Source organism: Saccharopolyspora gloriosae, assembly GCF_014203325.1.
GTDB classification, from domain to species: domain Bacteria; phylum Actinomycetota; class Actinomycetes; order Mycobacteriales; family Pseudonocardiaceae; genus Saccharopolyspora_C; species Saccharopolyspora_C gloriosae.
This window is the reverse complement of record NZ_JACHIV010000001.1, coordinates 3,405,793-3,419,697: the sequence shown is the minus strand read 5'-3', so window position 1 is coordinate 3,419,697 and position 13,905 is coordinate 3,405,793. Positions and strand designations below refer to the sequence as shown.

The following is a 13,905-nucleotide window of genomic DNA, read 5'->3' as shown; positions in this document are numbered from 1 at the left end:
CGTCGCACCAGCCGCTACCCGGACCGCGCCAGTCCGAGGAGGGTCGTCGCAGTGCCGCCACGTCTCGTTCCCGTCCGGCGGGAGAGCGCGCAGGGGAAGGCCGCGGCGCCCGCGCCTCGCCGCCTGCGCACACCCCTGATCACGTTGCTGCTGGTGGCGCTGCTGCCGGTGAGCATCGGGCTTTCGGCGGCGTTCGGCGCCGAATCGCTCCCGCCGGTGCAGGTGGCCGAAGTGCTGCTCAGCAGGCTCACCGGCACCGCGCCGCCCGATCTGGTCTACGACACCATCGTCTGGAACCTGCGGCTGCCGCGCGCGCTGCTCGCCGTCGTCGTCGGCGCGGGACTGGCGCTGGCCGGTGCGGCGATGCAGACGCTGGTGCGCAACCCGCTGGCCGACCCCTACCTGCTGGGCGTGTCGTCCGGCGCGGGCGTGGGGGCCACCGCCGTGATCACGACCGGGCTGTTCGCCGGGGCAGGGACGTGGGCGTTGTCGGCGGGCGCGCTGACCGGTGCGTTGTGCTCGTCGCTGCTGGTGTTCGCCATCGCACTCGCGCAAGGCGGGCTGACCCCGCTGCGGCTGGTGCTGATCGGCACGGTGCTCGGGTCGGCGTTCTCGTCCATCGCGAGCTTCCTGGTGTTCCGCAGCGCCGACCCGGCGGCGGCGCAGTCCGTGCTGTTCTGGCTGCTGGGAAGCCTCGCCGGGGCGGAGTGGGCGCAGCTGGCCCTCCCGGCGGGCGTGGTGCTGGCGGCCGGGATCGCGCTGCTGGCCGGGAGCGGCTGGCTCGACGCCCTCGCCACCGGGCCGGACACCGCGGCGGCGTTGGGAGTTCCGGTCCGGGGCCTGCGGATCGCCCTGTTCGCCACGCTCACCGTCCTGGTCGGCGTGCTGGTCGCGGTCTCCGGCGGCATCGGATTCGTCGGCCTCGTGGTGCCGCACGTGGCGCGGCTGATCGTCGGCGCGCGCCACCGCGCGCTGCTGCCGGTGGCGGCGTTGGCCGGGGCCGTGTTCCTGCTGTGGGTGGACGTCGCGACCCGGGTTCTGGTGCGCCCCACCGAGATTCCGCTCAGCGTGGTCTCCGGCCTGATCGGCGCCCCGGTGTTCCTGATCCTGCTGGGGCGGCGCCGCTACTCCTACGGCGGAGCGTCGTGAGCGCGCCGCTGCGGGCGGACGGGCTGCGGTGCTCGCTGGGCCGCCGCACCGTGCTCACCGACGTGTCCCTGACCGCGGAGCCCGGAGAGACCATCGGCGTCGTCGGCCCGAACGGCTCGGGCAAATCGACCCTGCTGCGAGCGCTCGCCGGAATCCTGCGGCCAGCCGGGGGAGAAGTGCTGGTGGACGGCGTGCGGCTGGACCGGCTCACGGCGCGGCAGCGCGCTCAGCGGGTGGCCCTCGTTCCGCAGGAGGAGGACCTGCCCGCCGATTTCCTGGTCGGCGAGTTCGTCGCGCTCGGCACCACGCCCTACCGCGCGCCCTGGTCCGGTGGCGGCGACGCGGAACGCGCGGCCGTGGCCGCCGCGCTGCGCTCGGTGGACCTGGCCGGCTTCGAGGACCGGCCGGTGGATCGGCTCTCCGGCGGGGAACGCCGCCGGGTGCTGCTGGCCCGCGGGTTCGCCCAGCGCACCCCGCTGCTGCTGCTCGACGAACCGACCAACCACCTCGACGTGCACCACCGCCTGCAGCTGCTGCGCTTGGTCCGCGGCTCGGGCCGGACCTGCGTGTTGAGCCTGCACGACCTGAGCCTCGCCGCGGCCACCTGCGACCGGATCCTGGTGCTGCACGGGGGAACCGCCGGGCCCGCCACCGCGCCGGACGAGGCGTTGACCCCCGAGGTCGTGCGCGCCGTGTTCGGCGTCGAGGCGACCCCCGTGACGCACCCGCGCACCGGCAAGCCCCACCTGCTCATCGGCGATATCGAGGACGATTCATGCGACGACGCATCCAGGCGCTGATCTCGGTCACCGCGGTCACCCTGCTGGCTTCCTGCGGCGCGCACGCGCCGGGAACGCCGCAGGGCACGGCTTCGGTCACCGTCACCAACTGCGGCTCGCCCGCGGAGTTCCCCGCCCCGGCGCAACGCCTGTTCATCAACGACGGCAACATGATCTCGATGGCGCTCGCGCTGGGCGCCGAGCAGCGGATCGCGGCCGTGTCGAGCATGCAGCAGGACGTCGACGTGCTGCGCCGCCACTACGGCCCCGTGGTGGACTCGTTGCGGATCGGCGCACCCGAGAAGCCCACGCGCGAGACGGTCCTCGCCCACCGCCCCGACGTCGTGGTGGCGGGCTGGAACTACGGCTACAGCGAAGCGAACCAGCTCACCCCCGACGGCCTGCGCAAGCTGGGCATCGCGCCGTACGTGCTCACCGAGAGCTGCCGGCAACCGGGCGGCGGCTCCGCGCGCGGCATCGTCGAGCCGTGGCGGGCGCTGCACGAGGACCTGACCAACCTCGGCACCATCACCGGGCACACGGCCCAGGCCGAGCAGGTCACCGCCGACCTGCGGAGCCGGCTCGACGCGCTGCGGGCCGCCCCGCAGGCGCCGGAACCGCCGACGATCTTCGTCTTCGACAGCGCCAGCGACACCGTGTTCTCCAGCGGCAACCTCGGCGGGCCGCAGGCGATCGTCGACGCCGCGGGCGGGCGCAACGCGCTGGACGACGTCCGGGACACCTGGACGAAGGTCTCCTGGGAACGCGTCGCGGCGGCGGATCCCGACGCGTTCGTGTTCGTGGACTACCCGCCGCAGAGCTTCCAGGAGAAGGTGGCGATGCTGCAGGCGCGTCCGGGCATCAACCGCCTGCGCGCGATCACCGAGCAGCGGTTCGTCAACCTGCCCTACGCGCTGTGGACCTCCGGGCCGCTCAACATCGACGCCGCCGAGCAGGTTCGCAAGGAATTGGAGCGGTGGAGCCTCGTACCGCCGTCGTCGATCACGCCCCGGTTCGACGATCGCGTCGGGTCCTGAGGGGGCCTCTCCGAGCGACCTGCGTAGGGGGCGGGCGGCGGAACCTCAGCGGCTTCCTCGCTGCGGGATCTTTTTCCCGAGTGGCTCCGCCACGAGGGAAAAAGCCGTCCTCGCGAGGAAACCGCTGAGAACCCGCGGGTGGTCGATCTGCGTTGGTGGTCACTGCTCAGCGGCTCCGCCACTGACAGGACAACGATCGCCATTCTGCGAGGACCCGTTGAGGGGTCATCGGATGCCGAGGACCTTGAGTGCGTTTTCCTTGAAGATCAACGGCCGGACCTCGTCCTTGATCTCCAGCCGGTCGAAGTCGCGCAGCCACCGATCGGGCTGGATCACGGGGAAGTCCGATCCGAACAGCACCTTGTGCCGCAGCACCGAATTCGCCGCGCGCACCAGCTGCGGCGGGAAGTACTTCGGCGACCACCCCGACAGGTCGATGTGGACGTTGGACTTGTGCGAGGCGATGGAGATCGCCTCGTCCTGCCACGGCACCGACGGGTGCGCCAGCACGATGGTGAGCTCGGGGAAGTCGGCCGCAACGTCGTCGAGCAGCATCGGGTCGGAGTAGCGCAGCTTGATGCCGTGCCCGCCGGGCATCCCGGCGCCGATCCCGGTCTGCCCGGTGTGGAACAGCGCGGGCACCCCGAGTTCGGCGATCGCCGCGTACAGCGGGTGGAACCGCGGATCGTTCGGCTCGAACGCCTGCAGGCTGGGGTGGAACTTGAAGCCCTTCACCCCGTGCTCGCCGACGAGCCTGCGGGCGCGGTCGACGGCGGCCTTGCCCTGCCAGGGGTCGACGGAGCCGAACGGGATGAGCACGTCGTTGTGCCGCGCGGCGCCGTCGGCGATCTCCTCGATCGAATTGGCGGGGTGCCCGGTCGCGGCGGCGCAGTCGACGGTGAACACGACCGCGGCCATGCCCCGCTCGCGGTAGTGCTCGGCCACGGCGTCCAGCGACGGCGTGCGTTCCGCGCCGGATTTGAAGTACCGCTCCGAGGCCGCCATCAGGTCGTCGTCGAGCGACCGGTTCCCGTGGGAGTCGATCTCGATGTGCGCGTGGAAGTCGAGCGCGGTGATCCCGTCGAAGTCGATGCCGTACTCGTACCTGCTCATCGTGTCGCCGCCCCTCGGGAACTCACCGCGTCCGGACCGTAGGCAACCACATACCGTTGAGGAGTTCAACGGTTGAAGACTGCTACTGTCCGGATGTGGAGAGGCCCGAGCCGTTCGCCGAAGACCTGGGTTTCCTGCTGTCCCGCGCCAGCGGAGTGGTCGCGAAGCTCGCGAGCGCAGCGCTGTCCCCGCTGGGCCTGCGAGTGCGCTCCTACTCCGTGCTGTCCTTCGTCGCGGAGGGCTCGGGAGGAGTGACCCAGCGGCGGCTGGCGGACCTCGTCGGCCTGGACCCGAGCCAGATCGTGGCGCTCGTCGACGAGCTGGAGGACCGCGACCTCGTGACCCGCCGCCCCGACCCCGCCGACCGCCGGAACAAGCGGATCACCGCGACCGACGACGGCCACCGCCTCCGCGACGAGGCCCGCCGGCGAATCGACGAAGCGCAAGCCGCCCACTTCGCCCACCTGCCACCGGAACTCCTGCACGAACTCCGCGAAACCCTGCGCGGCATCGCTTTTCCCGACACTTGACCGCGGGTTCGCTCGGATCAGGGGCCTTCGCACCACCCGTTGCAGGTGTAGGCCCAGCCGGACCCGCATCCGGAGACCTCGCGGCAGCCGCCGTCGCTGTCGACGCACCCCATCCAGCAGTAGTCGCTCTTGGTGCTGCACTGGCAATCCGTCTTCCTGGCGGTGCCGTGATCCGGCGGACCGAGGGTCGCGATGAGCGCCTGGGTTTCCCCGCCGAAGGCGGCGGTCACGTCGATCCGCAGGTCCTCCAGCACGCGGTCCAGCTCGGGCGGCGACGGCTGCGCGTGCAGCGACTCGTCCCCGAGCACGTCCGCGGCACGCCGCAGCGTCCGCTGCTGGTGCTCCGAGAGCTCGGGGTGCTGCGCGCCGTACTGCTCGAGGTGCTCCACCCACAGGCGGCCCTTGACCGCCGCCGACGAGGCGTTGAAGATCGCCTTCCGGTAGGCCATCGGATGCTCGACGACCGCCGCGTAGGACTGCGGGAGCCGGTCCCGGTTGGCCGCCACCCAGGCGTCCGGATCGTCGCCGTCACCGCCGCGCGGCCGGAACCTCAGCAGACCGGCCGCGACCGCGAGACCGGCGATCAGCGGCAGGCCGCCGAGCCGGACGCGGCGCGTGCCGCGGCGCGTCCGGCCCAGCGCACCGAGCACGGCCAGCGTGGCGCGCGCTCCCAGGTGCCGGACCAGGTTGAGCCCCAGCGACATCCCGGTCCAGGCGTCCACCCCGTCGGAGCGCACGCGGATCAGCGTGGGTGCCCACGGCGGATTCGCCCCGAGCGCCCGCTCGCGCCACTCCCGCACGTCCGCGCGCGCCAGCGGGATGACTTCCAGCGCGTCACCGCAGACATCGGCCACGGCTCGGGAAGTGGTCCGGCAGAGTCGGCACGAGCCGTCGAAGGCCAGCACCCAGCGGTCGTCGGAGTTCTGCATCGAATCCCCCCATGTCGCGCGCGTCGATTGCGGCGATTACCTGTTTGAACGGAACCATTCGCCGTTCACGCTGGTCAATGAGCGATCAGAGTGATCCGGAAAGGTTCCGGGCGTCCTGCTGGAGGGGGATTCGGTAATCATTCCTGCGCGAACGCGGGCCATCTCGGCCGATCGGGTCGTGCGACCGTCCTCGATTCGCCGAATTCGCCGTTGCGGTCCGGAAATCCGCGCCGGATGTCGGTGTGTGCACCCGCCGCGTCGATCAGGTCGGGTTCGGGGTGGTGCGGGCGAGGTGGGTGCGGAGGTGGTCGGCGATCAGGTCGGCGCACTCGCGCAGGACCGCGGCGCCGGTGGAGCGCTGGGCGGCGAAGCCGTGGTCGCGTCCCTCGAAGCCGCGGTGCGTGACCGGTGCGCCTTCCGCCGTGACGCGGTCGACGAAGCGCTCGATCTGCGGGGTGAGCGTGTCGTGCTCCGCGCTGATCACCAGCAGCGGGGGCAGCGCCGCCGCGAGGTCCGGGTCGAGCAGCGGCGAGGCCAGCGGGTCCGCGCGGCGTTCGGCGTCGACGAAGTAGGTGTCCCGGACCAGGCGGGCGATGCACGGGCCGACCTGCGGGCGGGGCAGCGCCGAGGTGTAGTCCTGCGGTGGGATCGTGGCGTCGACCAGCGGGACGACGACGGCGGCGGCGCGGACCGGGGGCGCGCCCGCTCGGTGCGCCAGCTGGAGCGTCGAGAGGGTGAGCTTCCCGCCCGCGCTCCCGCCGCCGAGGCTGATCCGCTCGCCGTCCCAGCCCAGGGCGTCGCCGGAGTCCGCGACCCAGCGCAGCACGTCGAAGCACTGCTCCTCGGCGACGGGGAACCGGACTTGCGGGGCGGTGCTGTAGTCGATGTTCACCACGACCGCGCCGGCCTCGGCCGCGAGGTAGGTGGCGAGGTGATCGTCCTGGCGCGGATCGGTGATGATGAAGCCGCCGCCGTGAATGTTGAGGTGCACGGGAGGACGGCCCTGCGCCAGCGGGGCGTCCGGGTGCGGGCGGTGCACGAAGCAGCGGACTCGTCCGTGCCGGGTCGGGACGTGGACGACTTCGGGTTCGTCGATCGTGCGCTCGCTGAGGGGGGCGATCCGGAACGGCCGGATCAGGGCGGGGAGCGCGAACTTGGCCGTGGCGGCCGTGAGCCAGGTCAGCGGTGCGATCCGGGCCGGTGTTGCTGCGTTCAACGTGCGTCGCCTCTCGTGCTCGATGTCGGTGCGGCGGCCCGTGCGCGGCGTGGCGCCTTTGCACTGGGCTAGCCCTCAGTGCAACAATGCACTCCATGTCCAGGGAGTGCAAGTTGCTGGAGCGTCGCGCGCTCATCCAGCGGAAGGCGTGCGAGCTCGTCATCGCGCGCGGGTTCGACGGCTTCACGATGGACGACCTCGCCGAGGCCGCCGAGCTGAGCCGCCGCACGGTGTTCAACCTGCTGGCGGACAAGACCTCCGCCGTGCTCGGGCCCGACGAGCTCCCCTCCGGACCGGAGATCGAGGTCTTCGTCGGCGGCGGCCCCACCGGGGAGCTGTACGAGGACCTGACGATCACGGTCCGCGCCGCCATGGCCGAGCTCTCCGAGCGGCCGGGCGTCAGCGACGAGCGGCGGTTGTTCGAGAAGGCGATCGCCGCCGACTCCAAGGTGTTCGCCCTGGTGCTCGGCCGGGTCGAGCGGATCGTCGAGTTCGTGACCGACATGATCTGCCGCCGCGAGGGCTGGGCCCCCGGGGATCTGCGGGCGCGGGCGCTGGCGACGTCGTTGCTCGCGCTGACCCAGCTCGCGTTCGCCGAACTCGCCCAGCGCGGGGGAGAGACCTCGTTCGGCCAGGTGCTCGCCGATGTCCTCGCGGCCTTCGCCGAAACCCTGCCGCGCCGGAGCTGAACCGGGATTCCCGTTGCGCGGCAGCGGTGTTCGGGGTGAGCGGGCTGTTCGCCCCGGCTCGCAGGCGAACGGCCCGCCCGCGGGACACCTGTGCGGTCCGCGAGAGGTGTCCTCCGGATCAGGGCAGCGGGCCGGACTCCCTGCGGGTGGCGGCGTCCTGATCGCCGAGGTCGTAGCTCGGGTGCGGGGGCTGGTTGTAGGCGGTGTTCTGCCAGGCGACGGCCAGCCGGTACTGCCGGTCCTCCATCAGGCCGGGCAGGCTCAGCTCGGTCGGTTCCGCGGTGCTGAAGATCCGCAGCGCGCTGCTGTCCTCGGTGCGGTAGACGACCTCCTCGCGCCAGTCGCCCATCAGATCAGCGGACAACGCGGGGGTGGCCTTGGTGCCGTTGTTCGAGGCGACTCCCTCGAAGTCCTCCAGGCGCCGCTCGCCGTCGCCGGTGTACTTGTCGATGCGGGTGTCGTCGAGCAGTTCGCGGGTCGCGTCGCCATCCCACCAGACGAGGAAGTTCATCGAACCGGGAGCGGGACCGATCTCCGCGCCCGCGGAGTCGCGCAGCCGGTCGTCGGCGGCCGACCAGTACTCGGCACCGGGGTTGTCCGCCCAGATGTCCCCGGCGACGCCGCGGCCGTTGTCGCCCGAAGGCTCGGTCTCCCAGAGGATCTCACCGGTGGCGGCGTCGGCCAGCCACGAACCGGGCTGGTCGGAGTTCTCGTCGACCTTGAACACCTCCAGGCCCTCGTTGTCCGGGGCGAAGGCGCCGACGTGCAGCGCGTCGCCGTGACCGTATCCGGTGTTCCACAGCGGCGTGCCGTCGTCGTCGAGGGCCAGCGAGCCGTAGATGATCTCGTCGCTGCCGTCGTCGTCCACGTCGGCCACCGACAGGTTGTGGTTGCCCTGCCCGGCGTACTGCTCGCCCGCCTCATCGCTGTCGAACGTCCACAGCGGAACGAGTTCGCCGCCCTCGAAGTGCCACGCCGTGATCACAGTGCGGGTGTAGTAGCCGCGCGCCTGGATCAGAGCGGGCTTGTCCCCGATCTGCGCGGTGGCGGCGAGGAAGCGATCCACCCGGTTGCCGTAGTCGTCGCCCCACTCGCCGACGTCGCCGCGCTGCGGGAGGTAGTCGGTGGTGTGCAGGACCGCGCCGGTCTCCCCGTCGAACATGGTGAGGAATTCCGGTCCGTCCAGCACGTAACCGCCGTCGTTGCGGTGATCGGCGTCGGCGTCGCCGAGGGCGGTGCCCGCGCCGTCGACGGTGCCGTCGGCGGTCTTCATCGCGACCTCGGCCCGGCCGTCGCCGTCGTAGTCGTAGACCTGGAACTGGGTGTAGTGCGCGCCCGCGCGGATGTTGCGCCCGAGGTCGATGCGCCACAGCAGCGTGCCGTCCGCCTTGTAGGCGTCGACGATCTGGTTTCCGGTGTGGCCGCTCTGCGAGTTGTCCTTCGAGTTGGACGGATCCCACTTGACCACGTACTCGTACTCGCCGTCCCCGTCGAGGTCGCCGACGCTGACGTCGTTGGCGCTGTAGGTGTAGTCCGTGCCGTCGGGGGTGGTGCCGCCGTCGGGGATCTGCAGCGGGACGTCGAGGTGGTCGGCGGCGAACGACCGGGCCTGCGACGCGGCCATCGTGGCGCCACCGGGCGTCGCCGGGACGACCGTGTAGCGGGCTTCGGGCGGTGCGCCCGCGTCGAAGAAGCCGGTGGGGCCCGTCAGCGGCGCGGGCGTCAGCTCCGTGCCGTCGCGGAAGACGTCGAACGCGATGCCCGCAGGGTCGGAGCCGAGCAGCCGCCACGAGACGAAGTTGCCGTCGCCGGCCCGGACGCTGACGGCGGCCCGGCCGGGCTCGGCCGCGGGCGGTGCGGCGACCGCCTGCGGTAACGGCCAGGTGACCGGGAGCAGTGCGGCGGCCAGCGCGGGAAGCAGTGCCCGGCGGCGGGATCGGGAGTCGTTCACCTTGAATGATTCCATTGAGGACGGTGCCGATCAGGTCGAGGGTGCCTGGTCGCACCCCGGTGGATGGAGCAGTCCTGCGCTCGTCGAATGGAAATGTGGTAAGCGCTTTCCGAAGCGTAGGTTCGCTCGCCGCGCACTGGCAAGGGTGATCGGCGACGCCCGGCGTGAATCCGCCGCAAAGCGGCCACCTGCGTCGTCGCGGACCGCCGGACGGACCACTTCGGCGCGGTGCAGGGGAGCCCGTTCGGCAGCGCGCGATCGGTGACGGTTCGCCGCGGAGAGCGGGACCTAGGGCGAATTCGTCCATTGTGGACGAGAGTGGTCGCGTGCCCGTGCCCGGGAATCGGCGGGCGGCACCGCGCCGCCCGCCGACCCGCAGCGGGATCGTGCCGGAAGACGGCTCCTCGCTGCCCGTCTTTGAGCTTGAATTTCCAAGTGAGCGGCGTTGTTCGTCGTTGTCCTGTCAGCGGCGAAGCCGCTGAGCAGTGACCAGCTTGAGCAAGGTGACCACCGGCGGGTTCTCAGCGGTTTCCTCGCTGCGGGATCTTTTTCCCGAGTGGCTCCGCCACGAGGGAAAAAGCTGTCCTCGCGAGGAAACCGCTGAGGTTCCGCTACCCGACCCCTACCCAGGCCAGGGACCAAAGCCAGGCAATCAGCCGTCCAGCAGCAGGACCACGTGCAGGGTGCGCGGGCCGTGCACGCCCTCGACCCGGTCCAGCTCGATGTCCGAGGTCGCCGACGGGCCGCTGATCAGGGTCGTCGGCCGGGTCGGTTCGAGCCGGGCCACCGCTTCGGGGATGCCGGTGACGACCGCGGACAGCGCCACCACGCACACGTGCAGGTCCGGAACGAGGGTGAGCGCGCGCCGCCCCTGGTCCGGGGACGCGTCGAGGAAGATCGTCCCGGTTTCGGCGCAGGTCACCGCCGACCCGGTGACGACGCCGTCCAACGCGTCGAGGCGGTCCGGGGGCACCTCGGCGGAGTCGACCACGACCTCGCCGCCGAACTCCGCGAGCCACCCGCGGTCGAGACCCGCGGGGACGCCGATGCGCGCGGCGCCGCCGAGCGCCCTCGCGACGGTGGCCGCGACGTCGGCAGCGGCGCACTGGTGCACCGTGGCCTGGTAGTCCTCCAGCCGGTCGACCAGCAGCTCCCGCTTCTCGTCGGCCGGGAGGTCGCGGTCCCGGCGGTAGTCGCGCGGGACCTGCACGGCGGCGGGCGGGGCGATGGCGAGCGCGTCGCGCACCCGGCCCAGCACGGTGTCGCGGGCGTTCACGGCCGGCCTCCTTCGCGGTGGGCGTCGTCGATCGCGGCCCGGCCCTCCGCGGAATCCCACCACTGCCGGAAGGTCTGCTTCGGCGGTACCGGCAGATCCCGCGCCGCCGTCCAAGCGCTGCCCGGCGGCGGCAGCGTCCGGATCCGCCCGCCGCGCCCGAGCAGCCGTCCCAGCTGCGCCGCGCGCTGCGCCGCGGTCCACCGGCCGGAGGTGGCCATGGCCGTGGAAGCGGCCTTCATCATCAGCTGCTCCGCGCTGACGCGGGCTTCCTCGACGTGCTGGTGGCGCAGCTCCACCAGCAACGACGGTATGTCGATCTTCACGGGACAGGCGTCGAAGCAGGCCCCGCACAGACTCGACGCGTACGGCAGGGACGAGTTCGGATCACCGCCTCCGGTGTCCATCCCGGCCAGCTGCGGGGTCAGCACCGCGCCGATCGGCCCCGGATAGGTGGAGCCGTAGGCGTGCCCGCCGGTCCGCTCGTAGACGGGGCACACGTTGAGGCAGGCCGAGCACCGGATGCAGTGCAGCGCCTCGCGACCCACCTCGTCGGCCAGCGTCGCGGTGCGGCCGTTGTCCAGCAGCACCAGGTGGAACTCCTGCGGTCCGTCGTCGGGCGTGACGCCGGTCCACATCGAGGTGTACGGGTTCATCCGCTCGCCGGTGGAGGAGCGGGGCAGCAGCTGCAGGAACACTTCGAGGTCGGCGTAGGCGGGGATCAGCTTCTCCAGTCCCATCACCGTGATCAGCGTCTCCGGCATGGTCAGGCACATCCGGCCGTTGCCCTCGGACTCCACCACCGACAGCGTGCCGGTCTCGGCGATGCCGAAGTTGGCCCCGGAGATGGCGACCCGCGCCCGCATGAACCGCTCGCGCAGGAACCGCCGCGCCGCGTTGGCCAGGTGCGTCGGGTCGTCGTCCAAGCCGGGGTCCACGCCCGGCATGGAGCGCAGGAAGATCTCGCGGATCTCGGAGCGGTTGCGGTGGATCGCGGGCACCAGGATGTGCGAGGGGCGGTCCTCGCCGAGCTGCACGATCAGCTCCGCCAGGTCTGTTTCGATAGCGGTGATGCCCTCGTCGGCGAGGTGCTCGTTGAGCCCGATCTCCTGGGTGGCCATGGACTTGACCTTGAGGGCTTCGTCGGCGCCGGTGTCCTTGACCAGACCGGTGACGATCGCGTTGGCCTCGGCGGCGTCGCGCGCCCAGTGCACGTGCCCGCCGCGCTCGGTCACCGCCCGTTCGAACTGCTCCAGCAGCTCGGGCAGCCTGGCCATGACGTCGCGCTTGACCGCCGCGCCCGCCGAGCGCAGCTGCTCCCAGTCGGGCAGCTCCCCGGTGACCTGCAGGCGCTTGTTCCGGATCGTGCGGGTGGCCTTGCCGACGTTGCGGCGCATCTGGGTGTTGCCGAGTTCGGTGCGGGCCGCGGCGGGGAACGGTTCCTCGCCGCGCAGGTTGCCGGCTCCGCGCGGGGGAGCGGTGGGCATGCCGAGGAAGGTGCCGCTCATGCGAGTGCTCCCCGTTTCGGGCTGATGGCGTGCTCGGTGGAGGCGAGGATCTCGGCGAGGTGCAGGGTGCCGATGCCGGTCTGCAGCCGGGACAGGCCGCCGCCGATGTGCATCAGGCACGAGGAGTCCCCGGCGGAGCAGAACTCGGCTCCGGTGGCGGCGACGTTGCGCAGCTTGTCCGAGAGCATCGCCGTGGACGTGTCGGCGTTCTTGAGCGCGAAGGTCCCGCCGAAGCCGCAGCACTGGTCGGCGTCGGGCAGTTCCACCAGGTCGATCTCGCGCACCGCGCGCAGCAGCTGCAGCGGCTTGTCCCCGACCCGCAGCATCCGCAGCGAGTGGCAGGTGGGGTGGTAGGTCACCCGATGCGGGAACGTCGCGCCCACGTCGACCACGCCGAGCACGTCGACGAGGAACTCGGCGAGCTCGTAGGTCTTCGCGCGGGACTGCTCGACCTGCGCGCGCAGCGCCGGGGTGCCGAAGCGCTCGGCGACGATCTGGTGCTGGTGGCGGATCGAGCCGGCGCAGGAGCCGGAGGGCACGATCACGGCGTCGATCGACTCGTCGGCGAAGCAGGCCGCGTGGTTGTCGACCAGCGGCAGCGCTTCGCGCTGGTAGCCGGTGTTCACGTGCATCTGCCCGCAGCAGGTCTGCGCCTGCGGGAACACGACTTCCTGGCCGAGCCTGCTCAGCAGCAGCGCGGTGGCCTTGACCGCGTCGGGGAACAGCGTGTCCCCGAGGCAGGTGGCGAACAGGGCTACCCGCATCCGTCGAACCCCTTCCGAAGGTGTGGTCTGACCACACCGTAACCGCGAGCGGTGGCGCCGGGAACGGGTGGTGGCCGTCGCGTCAGCGTTGCGCGGGTGCGCGGTGCCCGCAACGCGCCGGGGCGTCGATAGGCTCGGGCCGTGGCGAATGCTGGGCCGCGGGCGTGGGAACGGGTGCTCGCACAGATCGAGGACGACCTGCTCACCGGGCGGATCGCGCCCGGCCAGCGGCTTCCCGGCGAGCGGGCGCTGGCCGAGGAGCTGCAGGTGGGGCGTTCCTCGGTGCGCGAGGCGATGCGGGTGCTGGAGGCGCTGGGCCTGCTGCGCGCGCAGACCGGTTCCGGGCCGGACGCGGGGGCGGTGATCCTGGCGCGGCCGACCGGGGGCATGAGCGCGCTGCTGCGGTTGCAGGTCGCGGGCCAGGGGTTTCAGGTGCGCGATGTGGTGCGCACCAGGCTGGTGCTGGAGACCGCGTCGGTGACCGCGCTGGCCGGGGCGTCCGCGCCGGTCGACCTCGCGGTGGCGGCGGAACTGCTCGACGCGATGGACGAGCCGGACTTGGCCGCGGCCGAGTTCCTGGCGCTCGACGCCCAGTTCCACCTGGCACTCGCCCAGGCGGCGGGCAACGAGGTGATCGCCGCGATGATGTCCGGGCTGCGCGACTCGATCGAGAACTACACCCGCGAGACCCTGCCGCTGCTGCGGTCGTGGGCGGACACCTCGGACCGGCTGCGGCGGGAGCACCGGGAGGTGCTCGCCGCGATCCGGGCCGGGGACGGCGAGGTGGCGGGGTGGCGGATGACCGCGCACATCAAGGGCTATTACGCCGAGGGCGGGCTGTCGTTGTAATCGTGGCGGCACCTGCTCTTCCTGCATTATGAAACTTTGCGCTGCGCGTGATTCACTTGCGGGGAATCCGGCGAGATTGCGGAAATCGACGCAACTGCAATTCCGGCGTCGGATTTTC

The 13,905-nt window shown here is 71.8% G+C and carries 13 protein-coding genes; 6 read left to right on the top strand and 7 right to left on the bottom strand.

The window, feature by feature from the left end; all coding sequences use genetic code 11:
• Positions 1–51 precede the first annotated feature (51 nt).
• Genes BJ969_RS15115 through BJ969_RS15105 form a run of 3 tightly spaced genes read left to right on the top strand, consistent with a single transcriptional unit; the run spans position 52 to position 2,965 of the window.
• Positions 52–1,149 carry an iron chelate uptake ABC transporter family permease subunit gene (locus BJ969_RS15115; protein WP_184479562.1) on the top strand — a complete coding sequence of 366 codons (1,098 nt, stop codon included), beginning with the start codon at positions 52–54 and terminating at the stop codon, positions 1,147–1,149.
• Positions 1,146–1,949, top strand: a complete 804-nt coding sequence (locus tag BJ969_RS15110; RefSeq protein WP_184479561.1) for an ATP-binding cassette domain-containing protein — start codon at positions 1,146–1,148, stop codon at positions 1,947–1,949. Before BJ969_RS15115 ends, BJ969_RS15110 begins: the two co-directional genes overlap by 4 nt.
• A complete protein-coding gene (locus BJ969_RS15105; protein WP_184479560.1) occupies positions 1,925–2,965 on the top strand; it encodes an ABC transporter substrate-binding protein in 1,041 nt (346 codons plus the stop codon). The genes BJ969_RS15110 and BJ969_RS15105 overlap by 25 nt, the downstream gene beginning before the upstream one ends.
• A gap of 225 nt (positions 2,966–3,190) precedes the next feature.
• On the opposite strand, the gene BJ969_RS15100 is transcribed toward BJ969_RS15105, so the two are convergent.
• Entirely contained in the window at positions 3,191–4,078 is an 888-nt protein-coding gene (locus BJ969_RS15100; protein ID WP_184479559.1) for an amidohydrolase family protein, read from the bottom strand.
• Between the two features lie 95 nt (positions 4,079–4,173).
• Between BJ969_RS15100 and BJ969_RS15095 the strand changes: the two genes are divergently transcribed.
• Positions 4,174–4,608 carry a MarR family transcriptional regulator gene (locus BJ969_RS15095; protein WP_184479558.1) on the top strand — a complete coding sequence of 145 codons (435 nt, stop codon included), beginning with the start codon at positions 4,174–4,176 and terminating at the stop codon, positions 4,606–4,608.
• Between the two features lie 17 nt (positions 4,609–4,625).
• Here BJ969_RS15095 and BJ969_RS15090 read toward each other — a convergent pair whose 3' ends face one another.
• Both BJ969_RS15090 and BJ969_RS15085 read right to left on the bottom strand, forming a co-directional pair.
• The gene (locus tag BJ969_RS15090; RefSeq protein WP_184479557.1) at positions 4,626–5,537 is read right to left on the bottom strand and encodes a bacteriocin fulvocin C-related protein; all 912 of its coding nucleotides are present in this window, start codon (positions 5,535–5,537) and stop codon (positions 4,626–4,628) included.
• A gap of 262 nt (positions 5,538–5,799) precedes the next feature.
• Positions 5,800–6,753 (bottom strand): alpha/beta hydrolase, encoded by a 954-nt coding sequence (locus BJ969_RS15085; RefSeq protein ID WP_184479556.1) that lies wholly within the window; start codon positions 6,751–6,753, stop codon positions 5,800–5,802.
• A gap of 95 nt (positions 6,754–6,848) precedes the next feature.
• On the opposite strand from BJ969_RS15085, the gene BJ969_RS15080 reads away from it, so the two are divergent.
• Positions 6,849–7,442 (top strand): TetR/AcrR family transcriptional regulator, encoded by a 594-nt coding sequence (locus BJ969_RS15080; RefSeq protein WP_184479555.1) that lies wholly within the window; start codon positions 6,849–6,851, stop codon positions 7,440–7,442.
• A 118-nt stretch (positions 7,443–7,560) separates the two neighbouring features.
• Here BJ969_RS15080 and BJ969_RS15075 read toward each other — a convergent pair whose 3' ends face one another.
• The 4 genes from BJ969_RS15075 to BJ969_RS15060 all read right to left on the bottom strand — a co-directional run bounded on the left by BJ969_RS15075 (position 7,561) and on the right by BJ969_RS15060 (position 12,938).
• Positions 7,561–9,393, bottom strand: coding sequence for a rhamnogalacturonan lyase (locus tag BJ969_RS15075; protein WP_343071419.1), 1,833 nt, complete (start codon positions 9,391–9,393; stop codon positions 7,561–7,563).
• 652 nt (positions 9,394–10,045) lie between these two features.
• Positions 10,046–10,669 (bottom strand): LUD domain-containing protein, encoded by a 624-nt coding sequence (locus BJ969_RS15070; protein WP_184479553.1) that lies wholly within the window; start codon positions 10,667–10,669, stop codon positions 10,046–10,048.
• The gene (locus BJ969_RS15065; protein WP_184479552.1) at positions 10,666–12,174 is read right to left on the bottom strand and encodes a LutB/LldF family L-lactate oxidation iron-sulfur protein; all 1,509 of its coding nucleotides are present in this window, start codon (positions 12,172–12,174) and stop codon (positions 10,666–10,668) included. The genes BJ969_RS15070 and BJ969_RS15065 overlap by 4 nt, the downstream gene beginning before the upstream one ends.
• Positions 12,171–12,938: a (Fe-S)-binding protein gene (locus BJ969_RS15060; RefSeq protein ID WP_184479551.1), complete on the bottom strand. Its 768-nt coding sequence runs from the start codon at positions 12,936–12,938 to the stop codon at positions 12,171–12,173. Before BJ969_RS15060 ends, BJ969_RS15065 begins: the two co-directional genes overlap by 4 nt.
• 141 nt (positions 12,939–13,079) lie before the next feature.
• Here BJ969_RS15060 and BJ969_RS15055 point away from each other — a divergent pair, with 141 nt between their 5' ends.
• Positions 13,080–13,787 carry an FCD domain-containing protein gene (locus tag BJ969_RS15055; protein ID WP_184479550.1) on the top strand — a complete coding sequence of 236 codons (708 nt, stop codon included), beginning with the start codon at positions 13,080–13,082 and terminating at the stop codon, positions 13,785–13,787.
• Positions 13,788–13,905: the final 118 nt, after the last annotated feature.

What these genes read in the sequence shown, in the direction of transcription:
- BJ969_RS15105 (WP_184479560.1), top strand. Translation starts at nt 1,925, where the DNA reads ATGCGACGACGCATCCAGGCGCTGATCTCGGTCACCGCGGTCACCCTG.
- BJ969_RS15100 (WP_184479559.1), bottom strand. Translation starts at nt 4,078, where the DNA reads ATGAGCAGGTACGAGTACGGCATCGACTTCGACGGGATCACCGCGCTC.
- BJ969_RS15090 (WP_184479557.1), bottom strand. Translation starts at nt 5,537, where the DNA reads ATGCAGAACTCCGACGACCGCTGGGTGCTGGCCTTCGACGGCTCGTGC.
- BJ969_RS15080 (WP_184479555.1), top strand. Translation starts at nt 6,849, where the DNA reads ATGTCCAGGGAGTGCAAGTTGCTGGAGCGTCGCGCGCTCATCCAGCGG.
- BJ969_RS15065 (WP_184479552.1), bottom strand. Translation starts at nt 12,174, where the DNA reads ATGAGCGGCACCTTCCTCGGCATGCCCACCGCTCCCCCGCGCGGAGCC.
- BJ969_RS15060 (WP_184479551.1), bottom strand. Translation starts at nt 12,938, where the DNA reads ATGCGGGTAGCCCTGTTCGCCACCTGCCTCGGGGACACGCTGTTCCCC.